This window comes from Prevotella sp. TCVGH (assembly GCF_023522295.1).
GTDB lineage: Bacteria > Bacteroidota > Bacteroidia > Bacteroidales > Bacteroidaceae > Prevotella > Prevotella timonensis.
The window spans coordinates 21,099-35,683 of the sequence record NZ_QFFX01000018.1; the positions used below are offsets into that span (position 1 = coordinate 21,099).

Here is a 14,585-nt window from a genome sequence, read left to right on the forward strand (position 1 = left end):
CTTACTGCATTGCCACAGCAGACAGCACAGACGACTTGAAGTGAACGCACCCTTTGTGCCACCCACTTAAAGCCTATCCTTCATCTGCAGCAGCATTATCTGTGAAGATTTCAACAGCATGCTTTGCGTGATGTGCGACATAAGCAGCAGGACCATTATTGCCCACACCTTTAATAGCCAAGACTACCGATTTTTTCTTTTCGCCTGTAACAAAAAATATCACATGCTTGGCATTCATAATGGGTTTTCCCGTGAGCGCAATTCGTTTTTGTCCTGATTCAGGATGAACACCTACCGCATAAATTTCCGAAGTAGTCAGCAAGTGTTCCTGTCCGGGAAAGATAGAAGAGGTATGTCCATCATCTCCTGCACCCAATAACACAATGTCAAAAACGGGCAGTCCGTCTTCGAGAGGCGTCTTCTTACTAACCAGTTCCGAATATCTCTTACACTCTTCTTCTGGCTTATTCTCGCCATCAATTCTATAAATGTGCGATTCTGGAACAGGCACCTTACTGAGTAAGTGCTGATATGCCATACCATAATTACTCTCAGCATCATCAGGCGCCACACAACGCTCATCAACCCAGTAGAATCGTAGCTTCTTCCAAGGCGTAAGATGCGTGTACTCTTTTGCCCAAAGATCAAACATGAGCGCAGGTGTACTACCGCCACTGAGGGCTATATGATATTCGTTTTGATCTTCTGCCTTGATTAGATTGAGTATGCGTTCTACGTGTGCACGAGCCGCTTCTGTTGGGTTTGGAAATACGTTTGTAATCATAATTCGCAATATAAATCTGTGTTCGTTAAATTTTTACATGGATTCGTCCATTCTGCAGCATGGTCACTCATCAACTTATCACTCTCTAAAGGTCCCCAAGTTCCTGCAGGATATCCATACAAAGGAGCCTCTAAGGTCTCATTCCAATATTTTAAGATAGGGTCGAAAAATCTCCACGATGCTTCTACGGCATCACTTCGAGTAAACAATGTGGGGTCGCCTTGAATACAATCATCTATCAGTCGGGCATAGGCATCCATGACTGGAGCTCCTCCTAACTGGTCGTAAGTAAAATTCATAGAAACTTCTTTCACATCAAAGCCTGCTCCAGGAACTTTCATTCCAATATTTAGAACCATGCCCTCATTAGGCTGTATGCGCAGAATGAGTTTGTTAGGACGAGGATGAGTGCCATCTGTTCGTGTAAACATCTGATGAGGTGTCTCCTTAAAGTGTACCACAATTTCCGTGACCTTGGTTGGCATTTGCTTTCCAGTCCTGATATAAAAAGGTACTCCACTCCACCGCCAATTGTCAATGTTCAAACGCATGGCAATATAAGTTTCTGTACGTGACCCAGGTGCTATGTTCTTTTCCTCCCGATAGCCCTTCTTATCTCCAGAAACAGTGTATTGACCACGCACCACGTGTTCATCGAAATCTACCTTTGTAAGGGGCTTCAAAGAATTGTAAACCTTGACGACTTCATTTCTAAAGTTATTTTCATCGAAATACAAGGGAGGTTCCATTGCAGTTAATGCCACCAATTGAATCAGGTGATTTTGCACCATATCGCGTAAAGCCCCAGACGAATCGTAGTAGCCTCCACGGTTTTCAATACCTAAATTCTCAACGGCGGTCACCTCTACATAATTCACATAATTTCTGTTCCACAACGGTTCAAAGATTCCATTGGCAAATCTAAATGCCAAAATATTCTGTGCAGTCTCCTTTCCTAAGAAGTGATCAATACGATACACTTGTTGCTCTTTGAACGCTGAAGCATAGATAGCATTCAGCGCTTGAGCTGACTCCAAACTGTACCCAAATGGTTTTTCCACAATGATGCGCGAGCCTTTGGTATTCAGTTTTGCTGCCTTTAGATGCTTAGGTATCTCTCCATAAAGAGATGGCGGTGTTGACAAGTAATACAACAGGTTGTCTGGTTGATTGGTTTTAGTCAACGCTATCAATTTTTCCTTCATCCTTTCATATCCTTCATCCTTTGCAGGGTCCATGGGAAGATAGTGCAAATGCGTCACAAACTCCTGCATCAAATGCTCGTCTTGCAGCTCTTTTTTGATGAAGTGCTGCATTTCTTCCCACATATAGGTTTGAAATGACTGATCATCGTATTTGGTTCTGGACACCCCGAGAATAGAGAAATTACCTGTAAGGCGTTGTTCCTTATACAATGTATAGAGTGCTGGAATCAATTTGCGCTTGGTCAAATCGCCCGAAGCGCCAAATATAATCATAGCAAAGTGGTTCATCATGTTTTTGTTCATACTTCTATTCTGGGTGATTATACGTTATATGTTCCCGACTTGGTTTTACCTCCATGCCCCGTCCAGTCTTCATGGAAGAACTTTCCTCGTTCACAATCCTTTCGCTCAAAGGTGTGCGCACCAAAATAATCGCGTTGAGCCTGTATCATATTGGCAGGCAAATTTTCTGACGTAAGCGAATAGAAATAATGAAGAGCCGATGAGAATGCTGGTGCTGAGATGCCTGCCTGAATGACATGAATGACGAGTTGCTTCCAGTCTGTTAACAAGGTAGCTATTTCTTGTGCGAAATACGGTGCCAACAGCAGATGCTTCGGCTTATCCTCTTGCTCATAGGCACGAGCAATATCGTTGAGGAATGAACTTCTAATGATGCAGCCTCCACGCCACATGCGTGCAATAGATGCCATGTCAAGATGCCAATCAAATGTCTGGGATGCAGCTTCTAAGACGGCAAAGCCTTGCGCATAACTCACCAATTTGGAAGCATATAAGGCAGAAAAGATTTCTTGCAACAACTGCGTTCGTGGAATATCGAGGGACTGAACTGTCGGTGCAAACTGGCGAGCAGCTTGTACACGCATTTCCTTCTGAGCAGACAAACTGCGCTCAAACACCGCTGTTCCGATGAGTCCTAATGGCATTCCTAAGTCCATTGCATTGACAACCGACCACTTACCAGTACCCTTCTGTCCTGCGGCATCTAAAATATGATCGATCAGATAATCTCCATTAGGCTCTTGATGTTTCAGAATATCAGCCGTTATCTCCACCAAATAACTATGTAACTTGTCTTGGTTCCATGCCGTAAACACATCAGACATCTCTTCATTTGTCATCCCTCCGATGTGTTTCATCGCCCAATAGGCTTCAGAGATAAGCTGCATATCACCATATTCTATGCCATTATGAATCATTTTCACAAAGTGTCCCGCACCTTGAGGACCCACCCATTGACAGCAAGGAGTGCCGTCCGACGCCTTGGCTGCAATGCTTTGTAAAATGGGTTTCACCGTTTCCCAAGCAGCATGCGAACCTCCTGGCATCATAGAAGCGCCGTGTAATGCCCCCTCTTCACCACCAGAAACACCTGTTCCGATAAAGAAGAAGCCCTTTTCTTCGCACAAACTGACACGCCGATTGGTATCCAAATAATTGGAATTTCCTCCATCTATCAAAATATCTCCGGGTGATAAATAGGGAAAGAGTTGGTTGATAACGTCGTCAACAGGTTTCCCTGCCCGCACCATCATCATTATTTTGCGAGGAGTAGCTAATGAGTCCACAAATGCCTTGATGTCTATGTAACCCTGAATGGACTTACCTTTGCCACGTCCTTGCATAAATCGCTCTACCACTCCCTCTTCTATTCCAGGAACGGTACGGTTATACACCGACACTTGCCACCCATGATTGGCCATGTTGATGGCTAAGTTTTCACCCATCACCGCCAATCCTATCATTCCTATGTCTGTCTTGTTTTGAATTTTCATCTTGTTAAATTTATGGTTACTTCATCAATAGTATGCTACTAAAAACCAATACCGCCCGAATCAAACCTTCACGGCATCCGCTTTTTTAGCAAACAGTCAACAGACTGCCTATATGATACAAATATACAACTTTATCTGGAAAACAAAAACATTGTTTTCAATTATTTTTCTGAAAAGGGGTGAACGGTTAGCATGAAGACGTATTGAAATGCATTTGCGAGGCGTACAAAAAAGTGCTTTTCTACCATGATTGGCAACAAAGTGAATCCATTTGTGAAGAACAATTGCATTTTTGATTCTTGTCACTGCATCACCAACAAACAAGAAACTATCGCCTATAAAAACAGCAAACCATAGGAATTGAGAGCGTAAGAATGCACGAATCACGGCTCATCTTTTGTGAAATATATTGACAAAGCAAGGGCTTATTCTGATTTTTCTTTTACATTTGAAAAACACGAAATAGAGAAAAATAAGGCTAAGAAAAGGCTTTATACCCCTCGAAAATACCACTTCAAGAGACTAAAGCATTGAGTTAAGCACACTGAAACAATGTTTCAATGTGCTTAAAGCATGGAGACAAGCAAACAAAAGTAATGGGTTAGTGGCATTAAAGCAATGCTCCAAGGCAGTTAAGGAGTACGCGTAAAAACGTACATGCTTGATTATAAACATTTTACATTTTCAGCATATTTCAGAAAAAGTGGTGGATGATTAGAAATATGCCAAGCATTTCGCACCAAAATCGCAAAGTCGTGAATAAAAAATTTATACAAAATAGATTTTCTCATACTTTTCTTTGTATTCAATACTTTTTAGCAATCGTAAAAACGATAATTCAATAGAATTTGTTTACCTTTGCAAAATACTATTTTTAATGTCTTGTGGTACGCTTAACGGTGAGGCTTTTCACTGGAATCGTCCACCTAAAATAGTGAAATTAGGAATGGGCAATTAATTATTCATTTATCTATCAATGAAAAAATATAGATTAGTAGACAATGTGGTAGGTTGGATAGCTTTCATGATAGCTGCTATTACCTATTGCCTTACAGTAGAGCCGACAGCCAGTTTTTGGGACTGTCCTGAGTTCATCACAACAGGGTATAAATTGGAAGTAGGACACCCTCCAGGGGCACCATTCTTCATGCTCACCGCCAATCTTTTCTCGCAGTTTGTGAGCGACCCATCGAAGGTGGCGCTCATGGTCAACATCATGAGTGCACTGTTGGGTGCTACTGGGGTGCTTTTCTTGTTTTGGACGATTACACACCTGACACGCAAACTTATTTTGAAAGATTGGAGCGAACTCACTTTGGGCAAACTTATCACCATAGAAGCCTCCGGAATGGTGGGCGCACTGATTTATTGTTTCTGTGACACGGCATGGTTCTCGGCTGTCGAAGGTGAGGTATATGCCTACTCATCGGCATTTACAGCGGTTGTGTTCTGGCTCATTTTGAAATGGGAAGACCATGCTGACGAACCTCACAGCGACCGTTGGCTGTTGCTCATCACCTATATGACGGGGCTTTCAATTGGTGTCCATCTGCTCAACTTATTGTGCATTCCAGCCATTGTATTAGTATTTGTGTACCGCAAGTTCCCAAATATCGAAGCAAAAGGCTCCATAGTGGCGCTGATGATCTCGTTTGTAGTGGTAGCGGCAGTGTTGTATGGTGTCGTTCCTGGTATCATTACCGTGGGCGGATGGTTCGAATTGTTTTTTGTGAACACATTAGGTATGCCATTTAATACAGGTGTTATCGTCTACATCTTGCTACTCGTTTCCACAGTTGTTTGGGCGATTTATGAGACTTATGTAGACCAGCATACCAAACGAATGAACATTGCTTTCTTGCTTTCCGTAGCCTTATTGGGTATTCCTTTCTATGGATATGGCTGGAAAGCCGTAGGCATTGGTATCGTAGTGTTGGCTATTTTATGGTATGCCCTCAACTATACGCAACACGTAGAGAAGAGGAAAATCCCACTCATCAGTGCCCGCATAAAGAATACTATCTTGTTAGGACTACTGATGTTAATGATAGGATATTCAAGTTATGCCCTCATTGTCATCCGTTCTGCTGCCAATCCACCGATGGATCAGAACTCACCAGAAGACATCTTTACACTGGGCAAATACTTAAGTAGAGACCAGTATGGCGACCGTCCGCTGTTCTACGGACAAGCATATACTTCTCAGGTAAAGCTTGATGTGCAAGGAAATCAGTGCATTCCTAACATGAACGAGGGAGCACCCGTATATGCACGCAAGGAAAAAGCGAGCAAAGACGAAAAAGACTCGTACTTTGTAGTGACCCATAATTCGAAATACAATTATGCACAAAACATGCTCTTCCCTCGTATGTACAGTAGCTTGTATGCACAAGCCTACGAAAGTTGGTTAGGAGGTGTAGAGGGCACACAGGTTCCTTACGACAGATGTGGCGAGAGTATCATGGTCAAAGTACCGTCACAAATGGACAATCTCCGCTTCTTCCTAAGCTATCAATGCAACTTTATGTATTGGCGATACTTCATGTGGAACTTCTCTGGACGCCAAAATGGGATGCAAGGTAACGGTGAGTTAGAGAAAGGCAACTGGATATCTGGCATACCTTTCATTGACAATCCACGACTTGGCGACCAAAGTAAATTGCCCGACGAGCTGAAGAACGACAAAGGACACAACGTGTATTACATGCTGCCCCTGCTATTGGGTGTCATTGGCTTGTTTTGGCAAGCATGGCGTGGCAAGCGAGGCATTCGCCAATTTTGGGTAGTGTTCTTCCTTTTCTTCATGACAGGACTTGCTATCGTTATCTACCTCAACCAAACGCCTATGCAACCTCGTGAGCGTGATTATGCTTATGCAGGTTCGTTCTACGCATTTGCCATTTGGTGCGGCATTGGTGTTGCAGCTATTGTCGACTTGCTGAAGAAGTATTTGAAGCTCAACGAGACACTGATTGCAAGCGTAGCCGCTGTGGCATGTCTCCTTGTACCGATACAAATGGCAAGCCAAAACTGGGATGATCACGACCGAAGTGGACGTTATATGTGTCGTGATTTCGGTCAAAACTACCTCATGACACTACAAGATAAAGGCAATCCTATTATCTTTACCAATGGCGATAACGACACATTCCCGCTCTGGTACAACCAAGATGTGGAGGGTGTGCGCACCGATGCAAGAGTTTGTAACCTCTCTTATATACAGACCGATTGGTATATTGACCAAATGAAACGACCTGCTTACGACTCTCCTGCGGTGCCTATCACTTGGCCAAGACTTGACTATTGCTCTGGAACAAATGAGGCAGTAGCGATTCAACCGTCTTTGAAAAACGAATTGAAAGAGTATTATCGTCAATATCCTGAAGAGGCGAAAAAGCAATTTGGTGAAGAACCATTCGAATTGAAGAACATCATCAAGTACTGGATGCGCTCGAAAGATTCGGACAGACAAGTGATTCCTACCGACACTGTTTATGTAACGATAGACAAAGAAGCCGTGAAGAAGAGCGGAATGATGATGGCTTCGGACACTATTCCTGACAAGATGATTATCTCTTTGGCTGGCAAACGCGCGCTGTACAAAGGCGAAATGATGATGCTGGAGATGATTGCCGAGTGCGGATGGGTGCGTCCAATCTATATTGCTATGACAGTTGGATCCGATAATTACATGAATTTAGGCGACAACTTTGTATGTGAAGGTTTGGCAAATCGTATCACACCTTTCACCACTAACAAGCCTGGCGTTAAGAACTTTGATACAGAAAAAACGTACAACAACTTGATGAATAGGTATAAGTTTGGTGGTTTAGAGAAGCCTGGACTATACATAGACGAGACAACCATGGGCATGTGTATGACTCATCGTCGTTTATTTGCTCAATTAGTAACCGAGTTGTTGAAAGAAGGAAAGACAGAGAAAGCCAAAAAGGCATTGGCTAAAGCAGAGAAAGTACTTCCAGAATACAATGTACCACATAGTTGGAAGAGTGGTTCTATTGAACTTGCTCGAGCTTATGCACTGTTAGGACAAACTGCAAAGGCAAAGGATATCTGCCAAAAGTTGTGGAAAAACCACAAACAATACGCACAATGGTATCTCAGCCTCGATGACTTTAGGTTCATGGCATCACAAAATCAGTGCCTGCTTTACTTCCAGTTGATGATGGAAGTGAACAAGGTAACCACACTGTTCGATAAAAATTTGGCTAAAAAACAGTTGGATGAACTGAACAGATTCTACACCATCTATGCTCAAAAAGGTGGTAAACCTCTTGAATAAAGATAACAATTAAGGCTGCCGAAAGTTCTACAAAGCCATTTGTAGTAAACTTTCGGCACTTTTTTAATAGTTAAAAAGAAACCTCCATTTATGTTTATTGAGCAACCTGCAAAATGGCTTCGTTGGTTATATCCCAATGCATTGTGGCGAATGGATAAGAAAGTACATGCGGTTTATCTTACCTTCGATGACGGTCCTGTGCCAGAATCAACACCTTTTATATTAGATACGCTCGCCCAATATAATGTCAAAGCAACTTTCTTTATGGTAGGTGAGAATGTTTTGCGGTACCATGATTTGTACAATCGCATCATTGAAGAGGGACATCAAGTAGGCAATCACACTTTTAACCACATGGGGTCGCTCAAGCATTGGGCACTAACTTACGGCATCAATACAGAGAAAGCGAACGAATTAATACATGCACATCTGTTTCGTCCACCGCATGGATGGATGCGATGGTCGGTATATTGGTGGCTATCGAAGCGTTATAAGATTGTGATGTGGGACTTAGTAACGCGCGATTATTCTAAATGGATGACACCTGAAGACGTGCTTAAGAACGTTAAACGTTATGCTCGAAATGGGTCAATCATTACCTTCCACGATTCTATGAAAAGCATCGACAAGCTAAAGTATGCACTACCAGAAGCGCTCAAGTGGTTGAAAGAACAAGGATATGAATTCAAAACTTTCGACTGAGATAAAACAAGAAGCGCTAAAATTGGGCTTTACAAAATGTGGAATTGCACAAGCTAAAGCCGTTGACGAATGGACTGCCACGCAATATAAGCAGTGGATTGCAGAAGAAAAGTGCGCAAGTATGGACTATATGCGCAACAACATCGAAAAGAGATTAGACCCACGAATGCTCATGGACGGCGTGAAAAGCATTGTATGTGTAGCACTTAACTACGCTCCTGCGCAATTCATGCCCGAAAAAGAATGGCAATTGGCAGCTTATGCCTATGGGCAAGATTATCATTACATTGTCAAGAATAAGCTAAGACAACTCGCTCAACACTTTGGATTTCATGAGATAACGCCTGAAAATAGTACTACCAGTAATGACGATGCTATTCATTATCGCGTGTTTTGTGACTCTGCACCCATACTGGAACGCTATTGGGCTGTGCAAGCAGGATTGGGTTGGATGGGAAAACATCATCAACTCATTGTTCCAAAGGCAGGGAGTATGTTCTTTTTAGGAGAACTATTCCTTGATATTGAGCTATCCTTTGACACGCCCATGAAAAGGCATTGTGGCAATTGTAGAGCTTGCATTGAGGCTTGTCCGTCAGGAGCAATTCAGTTAGATTCATCTTTAGATGCCAATAAATGCCTATCCTACCAGACCATAGAGAACCGAGGAGAACTGGCAGAGGGAGTAGCTAAGGATATGGGGGATATGCTTTATGGATGCGACAGATGCTTACGAGCATGCCCATGGAATCGCTTTTCAAAACCTAATGACACGCCAGAGTTGCAACCAAAGACGGAACTTTTAGAAATGACACGAGACAAATGGATGAATTTATCTTTGGAGAACTACCAAAAACTCTTCAAAAAAAGTGCGGTAAAGCGTGCCAAATACGAAGGACTAATGCGTAATATTCGAGCCATTGCATCGTTATCAAAGAACAAAAACAAAGAATAAAACACACTACACCATGTCACAAGAAATACCACTCAATACGATTGAAAAGGAGGTTGCCATCTTTTTTCACCACTATGCGCTTGAAATACTTACCAAACAGCAAATAGATATGACCAACAAGCGACAGGTGAAAGAGGCTTTGTTAGAGCATTATGAACAAATATATCCTGCATTTAGTCAAACGAAAGTATTTGAAAGATGTTTCCAGAAGGCAGATCATGAAGCAATGGTAGCGGCTTATCGCACTAATTTCTCTTTGCTCTTAGAAGGATGCTTACCCACCATTGACAACGAATAACAACCAAATCATTTAGAAGAAAGAACTGGAAAATGGGGTGAACAATAGAATAAGAAGAACAAAAGCACCAGTGCAATGGTATGACGCTGGTGCTTTTGTGTATGTTATGGGTTCGAATGAGTGCAAAATGCTAATCCTTATTGCATCTCATATACAATGTTCATGAGTTTTTGTCCTAATGCTTCTGCCTCTTCTTGCGTTGCCGCTTCACTGTAAACACGAATGATTGGCTCGGTATTGCTGGCTCTCAAGTGAACCCACTTGTCAGCGAAATCAATCTTTACACCGTCTATATCCGTCACTTTTTCATCCGCATACATCTCCTTGATACGATCCAAGATAGCACTGATATCAGTCTCTGGTGTCAGGTCAATACGGTTTTTCGCCATACAGTAGTTGGGATAAGACTTGCGAAGCTCGCTCACTTTGCAACCTTTATGTGCCAAAGAAGACAAGAACAAAGCAATGCCCACCAAGGCATCTCTACCATAATGGCTTTCAGGATATATCACTCCCCCATTGCCTTCACCACCAATAACAGCATTAACCTCTTTCATTTTGGTGGTTACATTCACTTCTCCAACCGCAGAGGCAACGTATTTACCTCCGTGTTTCTCTGTAATGTCACGCAATGCACGTGTAGAACTCAAGTTTGAAACCGTATTACCGGGGGTATGACTCAACACATAGTCAGCCACACTCACCAGCGTGTATTCCTCACCGAACATGGTTCCGTCTTCGCAAATAAATGCCAAACGGTCAACATCTGGGTCCACTACGATACCTAAGTCGTATTTCCCACTTGCCATCTCGCTCATGATACCACCAAGGTTTTTAGCCAATGGCTCTGGATTGTGCGCAAAATCACCCGTCGGTTCACCGTTAAGAAACGTGTATTGAACACCCAGTGCATCCAACAGTTTGGGCAGAATGATGCCACCTACGCTGTTGATACTATCCACCACTACATTGAACTTCGCATTTTTGATAGCAGGCAAGTCCACGAGTTTGAGTCCTAAAACATCGTCAATATGCCGCTGATCATAAGAATTATCTTCTGTGTACTTACCCAAATGGTCAACATCAGCGTATTCAAAATCTTCTTTTTCAGCAATATCCAACACCTCGTTGCCGTTAGCCTTGGTTAAGAATTCACCCTCATGGTTGAGTAGTTTCAACGCATTCCACTGTCTTGGGTTATGACTTGCAGTGATGATAATTCCTCCTGCCGATTGAGACATTCTTACTGCAAGTTCGGTGGTTGGCGTCGTTGCCAATCCTATATTGATAACGTCATAGCCCATTCCCATTAATGTTCCACACACAATGTTCTTCACCATCTCACCAGAAATGCGCGCATCACGTCCTACTACAATTGTTTGGCTATCCGACTTTCCGCTCCGACGTATGAAAGTTGCGTAAGCAGATGTAAACTTAACGATGTCCAAAGGGTTCAGCGTGTCGCCAGAACGTCCTCCAATCGTTCCTCGAATACCAGAAATAGACTTAATTAATGTCATGGTTTTTATATTTTAGAGTAAACTTTTACGCTTTAAGACACCCACTACACGTTACTTACCTCGCTGGTAGGTAATGTCGTATAGACAAGGATATACACTTTGTCGTGCATACGAATGGTTACTGGAGTGCGGCACGATTAGGCGTACGCGTGCAATCTCGTCACCCTCATGCGCTGGTCTTCCCAAACGAATGTACGAAAACGGAACTAATAACCCTGATGGAACTTCTGTGCTACGATAAGCTAAAGCCATCAAACTCTCGCCTTTTACGAAAGATGCGGTAAAGGTTCCGCTGGTATTACGCACCATCATCTTATCTACAATCGCCGAATAATAGGGACCTTGGTTGGATAGTTGAACAGAATCTGTCATCAGATTTCGTTCTTTAAAGCGACACAACACATTCGCTGTCTCACCATTCTTAATTTTCTCACCCGTTCCTTTGCGCTGAATTTGCATATACACACCGCTACTACTCAATAGCACATACTCATTTTGCGCTACATTTGTAGTATAATCTTGTGAGGCAAATGTCGTTTCTGATATCACCTTTACAGCCGAATCAGCAATAAACTTATTGATGGCGCTGCGCTCTGCTTCTTTCTGGTCTGCATAGGTTTGCCGGTCTCTACATGATGCAAAAAAGCAAACGGAAAGAATGGTTATGAGGGAAAAAACTATTTTCTTCATGATTTAATCATCTATAATTAATGTGCAAATATAAGCAAACTCGACAAAAGGACAAAGGAATACGCTTTCCTTTTAAGGAATATTGACGGTGTGAGAAGTACGCTTCCATCACTTTATTAACGCTTCAATAAATCCTCAAAATGCGTAATCGCTTGTCTCACCACTTCTTCTGCCTCACTTAAAGAGCAATGTAAACGCCCGCCACTGGCATTGACATGCCCACCTCCATTAAAATAAAGTGCTGCCATCTCATTACATGGAAAGTCGTCTACCGACCGCAAACTCACCCACACCAACTGCTCTCGGCGGTCGTCTTCGCGTAGAGAAATAGACAATTTCATTCCTTTTATCGAAAGAGGCATGTTCACCAAGCCTTCAGCATCGCCCTTGATGAAATGAAAATCACGCATTTCTTGTCGTGAAATGGCAAAATAAGATGCATGATAATCTTCAAACACGTTCAATTTCTGAAACATGATATAGCCCCGAAGACGTATAGCCCACTGGCTGTAGTTATTGAATACGTTGCGATATATCTTATCTTTGTCAAAACCCTTGGTCAACAACTGACTGATAATAAAGAAGATTTCGGGACGTGAAGAGTTGTATGTAAAGCCTCCTGTATCGGTCATCATACCACAATATATCGCTATGGCACAATCACGACTCATCAACTCGAAGCCTCCCAGCTGCCAAATCAATCTAAAAATCAGCTCACTGGTACTGCAAGCGGTGGTTTCCGACAACGACAGTACCGTTTCCATATCGGGATTTGTGTGATGATCTATCATTACACGTGGTGCAGTACAGGCATCTAACACTGTTTGCATTTCATCCACTCTATTGGTTGCGCCGAAGTCAAGGCAAAACACCAGATGGGCTTTCTCAAACAAATCCTTTACTTCTTCGGGATGCTTGTCATACCGAATCACACGATGACTATTGGGAAGCCATTGCAAAAAATCGGGATAAGCGTCTGGCATTACAACCGTAGCTTGCTTGCCACATTGATTTGTTAAATAATCACACCATGCCAAAGACGAACCCAAAGCATCGCCATCTGGTGACTTATGCCCACAGATAACAATGTGTTGTGCATCAGAGATTAGTTGCTGCAACAACTTCAACGCTGCTGGAGCAAGAATGTCAATATTCATATAAACGAAAGTGTTTTTGAGTTGTTGAGTTTCAAGTTTTTTGTTGACGGGTCAAAGCACTCGCCAATGTCTGCGTTCTTGATGTAACCAGTTACGTTGGTTTCGTGAACTTAATCACAAGGACGCATTGATAACTTCAAGCTCAACAACTCAATCACTAATAAAACTTAGAACAACCGATTGGGATATACACCCTCCTCAATTAACTTTTGAATGCGGTCAACGGTAGCCTGACGGTCAGCTGCGTAGGTCACACCAAACCATTTGCTGGTTGTATCCAGCACCTTTACCGTAGCAGTGCCTTCATGAATCAAGTTGTTGACCACTAAAGGAATGAAGAACTCTGCCTTCAAATTTTCCATATTCTTTGCGTCAGACAAGAATTCCTTAAAGTATTCATCGCTGTACTCAAAATAATCGGGTGTGAAACCCCACATATTCATCGAGACAGGGGTATTGTCTTCTACAGCAACCCACTTGCCTTCTTCGTCCTTATAACATACCTTTCCGTCTACACGCATTATCTCGGTACGCTCTACTACCTCGGTAAGATGTCCATCATTGTCCTTCGAGCAAATGCCACGTGCCACAGTTCCATTTTCAGAGAGTGTGTTACCAACACGGAAGCCCACCATTGAATATCGATTCTTTGAGCCTTCTGGCAGTTCGGAAAGGAATTTTCCCATCACCATATAGGCATCTCGATTGTAGAAGTCGTCACAGTTAATCACGCAAAATGGTTCATGTATCAAGCCTTTTGCCATCATCACGGCATGGTTAGTACCCCAAGGTTTCTGACGACCTTCAGGAACTGTGAAGCCTTCTGGTAGCTTGTCCATCGCCTGAAAGCAAACTTCAGCGGGAATATGTCCTTCGTATTTAGACAACACCTTTTGTCTAAAATCGTCTTCAAAGTCTTTTCTGATCACAAAAACGATTTTCCCAAAGCCTGCTTTGATAGCATCATAAATGGAGTAATCCATAATCGTTTCACCGTTAGGTCCTAAGCCGTCTAATTGTTTCAGACCGCCATAACGGCTACCCATACCAGCTGCAAGCAATAATAATGTAGGTTTCATTATTTATAATTTTTAGAGTTAGAATATCGACAGTAGAATAATTCTATTGTTTACTGCATTTGTTTGTCATGCAAAGATAATAAAATCCTGCACAAA

General features: G+C 42.5%; 11 protein-coding genes. 4 read left to right on the forward strand and 7 right to left on the reverse strand.

All coding sequences use genetic code 11. From position 1 onward, the window contains the following. Window positions 1–73 precede the first annotated feature (73 nt). The 3 genes from pgl to gnd are packed head-to-tail and all read right to left on the reverse strand — an operon-like array spanning window position 74 to window position 3,785. The gene (pgl, locus tag DEM91_RS05070) at window positions 74–784 is read right to left on the reverse strand and encodes a 6-phosphogluconolactonase (RefSeq protein WP_249858187.1); all 711 of its coding nucleotides are present in this window, start codon (window positions 782–784) and stop codon (window positions 74–76) included. Further along, window positions 781–2,277, reverse strand: coding sequence for a glucose-6-phosphate dehydrogenase (zwf, locus tag DEM91_RS05075; RefSeq protein ID WP_249858200.1), 1,497 nt, complete (start codon window positions 2,275–2,277; stop codon window positions 781–783). The genes pgl and zwf overlap by 4 nt, the downstream gene beginning before the upstream one ends. A gap of 32 nt (window positions 2,278–2,309) precedes the next feature. After that, a complete protein-coding gene (gene gnd, locus DEM91_RS05080) occupies window positions 2,310–3,785 on the reverse strand; it encodes a decarboxylating NADP(+)-dependent phosphogluconate dehydrogenase (RefSeq protein ID WP_249858188.1) in 1,476 nt (491 codons plus the stop codon). Between the two features lie 976 nt (window positions 3,786–4,761). Between gnd and DEM91_RS05085 the strand changes: the two genes are divergently transcribed. The 4 genes from DEM91_RS05085 to DEM91_RS05100 all read left to right on the forward strand — a co-directional run bounded on the left by DEM91_RS05085 (window position 4,762) and on the right by DEM91_RS05100 (window position 10,043). Further along, window positions 4,762–8,088: a DUF2723 domain-containing protein gene (locus tag DEM91_RS05085; protein WP_249858189.1), complete on the forward strand. Its 3,327-nt coding sequence runs from the start codon at window positions 4,762–4,764 to the stop codon at window positions 8,086–8,088. A 90-nt stretch (window positions 8,089–8,178) separates the two neighbouring features. Further along, window positions 8,179–8,790: a polysaccharide deacetylase family protein gene (locus tag DEM91_RS05090; RefSeq protein ID WP_249858190.1), complete on the forward strand. Its 612-nt coding sequence runs from the start codon at window positions 8,179–8,181 to the stop codon at window positions 8,788–8,790. Continuing rightward, a complete protein-coding gene (queG, locus tag DEM91_RS05095; protein WP_249858191.1) occupies window positions 8,768–9,745 on the forward strand; it encodes a tRNA epoxyqueuosine(34) reductase QueG in 978 nt (325 codons plus the stop codon). The genes DEM91_RS05090 and queG overlap by 23 nt, the downstream gene beginning before the upstream one ends. Before the next feature lie 13 nt (window positions 9,746–9,758). Beyond that, window positions 9,759–10,043, forward strand: coding sequence for a hypothetical protein (locus DEM91_RS05100; protein ID WP_249858192.1), 285 nt, complete (start codon window positions 9,759–9,761; stop codon window positions 10,041–10,043). 137 nt (window positions 10,044–10,180) lie between these two features. Here the strand turns inward: DEM91_RS05100 and glmM are convergent, their stop codons facing one another. The 4 genes from glmM to DEM91_RS05120 form a co-directional block, all read right to left on the reverse strand. Then, window positions 10,181–11,563, reverse strand: coding sequence for a phosphoglucosamine mutase (glmM, locus tag DEM91_RS05105; RefSeq protein WP_036927556.1), 1,383 nt, complete (start codon window positions 11,561–11,563; stop codon window positions 10,181–10,183). Between the two features lie 51 nt (window positions 11,564–11,614). Continuing rightward, window positions 11,615–12,253 (reverse strand): DUF4827 domain-containing protein, encoded by a 639-nt coding sequence (locus tag DEM91_RS05110; protein ID WP_249858193.1) that lies wholly within the window; start codon window positions 12,251–12,253, stop codon window positions 11,615–11,617. 116 nt (window positions 12,254–12,369) lie between these two features. After that, a complete protein-coding gene (locus tag DEM91_RS05115; RefSeq protein WP_249858194.1) occupies window positions 12,370–13,410 on the reverse strand; it encodes a DHH family phosphoesterase in 1,041 nt (346 codons plus the stop codon). A gap of 167 nt (window positions 13,411–13,577) precedes the next feature. Further along, on the reverse strand, window positions 13,578–14,489 hold the full coding sequence (locus DEM91_RS05120; RefSeq protein WP_008122051.1) for a hypothetical protein: 912 nt from the start codon (window positions 14,487–14,489) through the stop codon (window positions 13,578–13,580). Window positions 14,490–14,585 lie beyond the last annotated feature (96 nt).

Bases quoted from the DNA above. Each gene is read 5' to 3' on its own strand.
- gnd (WP_249858188.1), bottom strand. From the start codon at position 3,785: ATGAAAATTCAAAACAAGACAGACATAGGAATGATAGGATTGGCGGTG.
- pgl (WP_249858187.1), bottom strand. From the start codon at position 784: ATGATTACAAACGTATTTCCAAACCCAACAGAAGCGGCTCGTGCACAC.
- DEM91_RS05100 (WP_249858192.1), top strand. From the start codon at position 9,759: ATGTCACAAGAAATACCACTCAATACGATTGAAAAGGAGGTTGCCATC.
- glmM (WP_036927556.1), bottom strand. From the start codon at position 11,563: ATGACATTAATTAAGTCTATTTCTGGTATTCGAGGAACGATTGGAGGA.
- queG (WP_249858191.1), top strand. From the start codon at position 8,768: ATGAATTCAAAACTTTCGACTGAGATAAAACAAGAAGCGCTAAAATTG.
- DEM91_RS05120 (WP_008122051.1), bottom strand. From the start codon at position 14,489: ATGAAACCTACATTATTATTGCTTGCAGCTGGTATGGGTAGCCGTTAT.
- DEM91_RS05110 (WP_249858193.1), bottom strand. From the start codon at position 12,253: ATGAAGAAAATAGTTTTTTCCCTCATAACCATTCTTTCCGTTTGCTTT.
- zwf (WP_249858200.1), bottom strand. From the start codon at position 2,277: ATGAACCACTTTGCTATGATTATATTTGGCGCTTCGGGCGATTTGACC.
- DEM91_RS05115 (WP_249858194.1), bottom strand. From the start codon at position 13,410: ATGAATATTGACATTCTTGCTCCAGCAGCGTTGAAGTTGTTGCAGCAA.
- DEM91_RS05085 (WP_249858189.1), top strand. From the start codon at position 4,762: ATGAAAAAATATAGATTAGTAGACAATGTGGTAGGTTGGATAGCTTTC.
- DEM91_RS05090 (WP_249858190.1), top strand. From the start codon at position 8,179: ATGTTTATTGAGCAACCTGCAAAATGGCTTCGTTGGTTATATCCCAAT.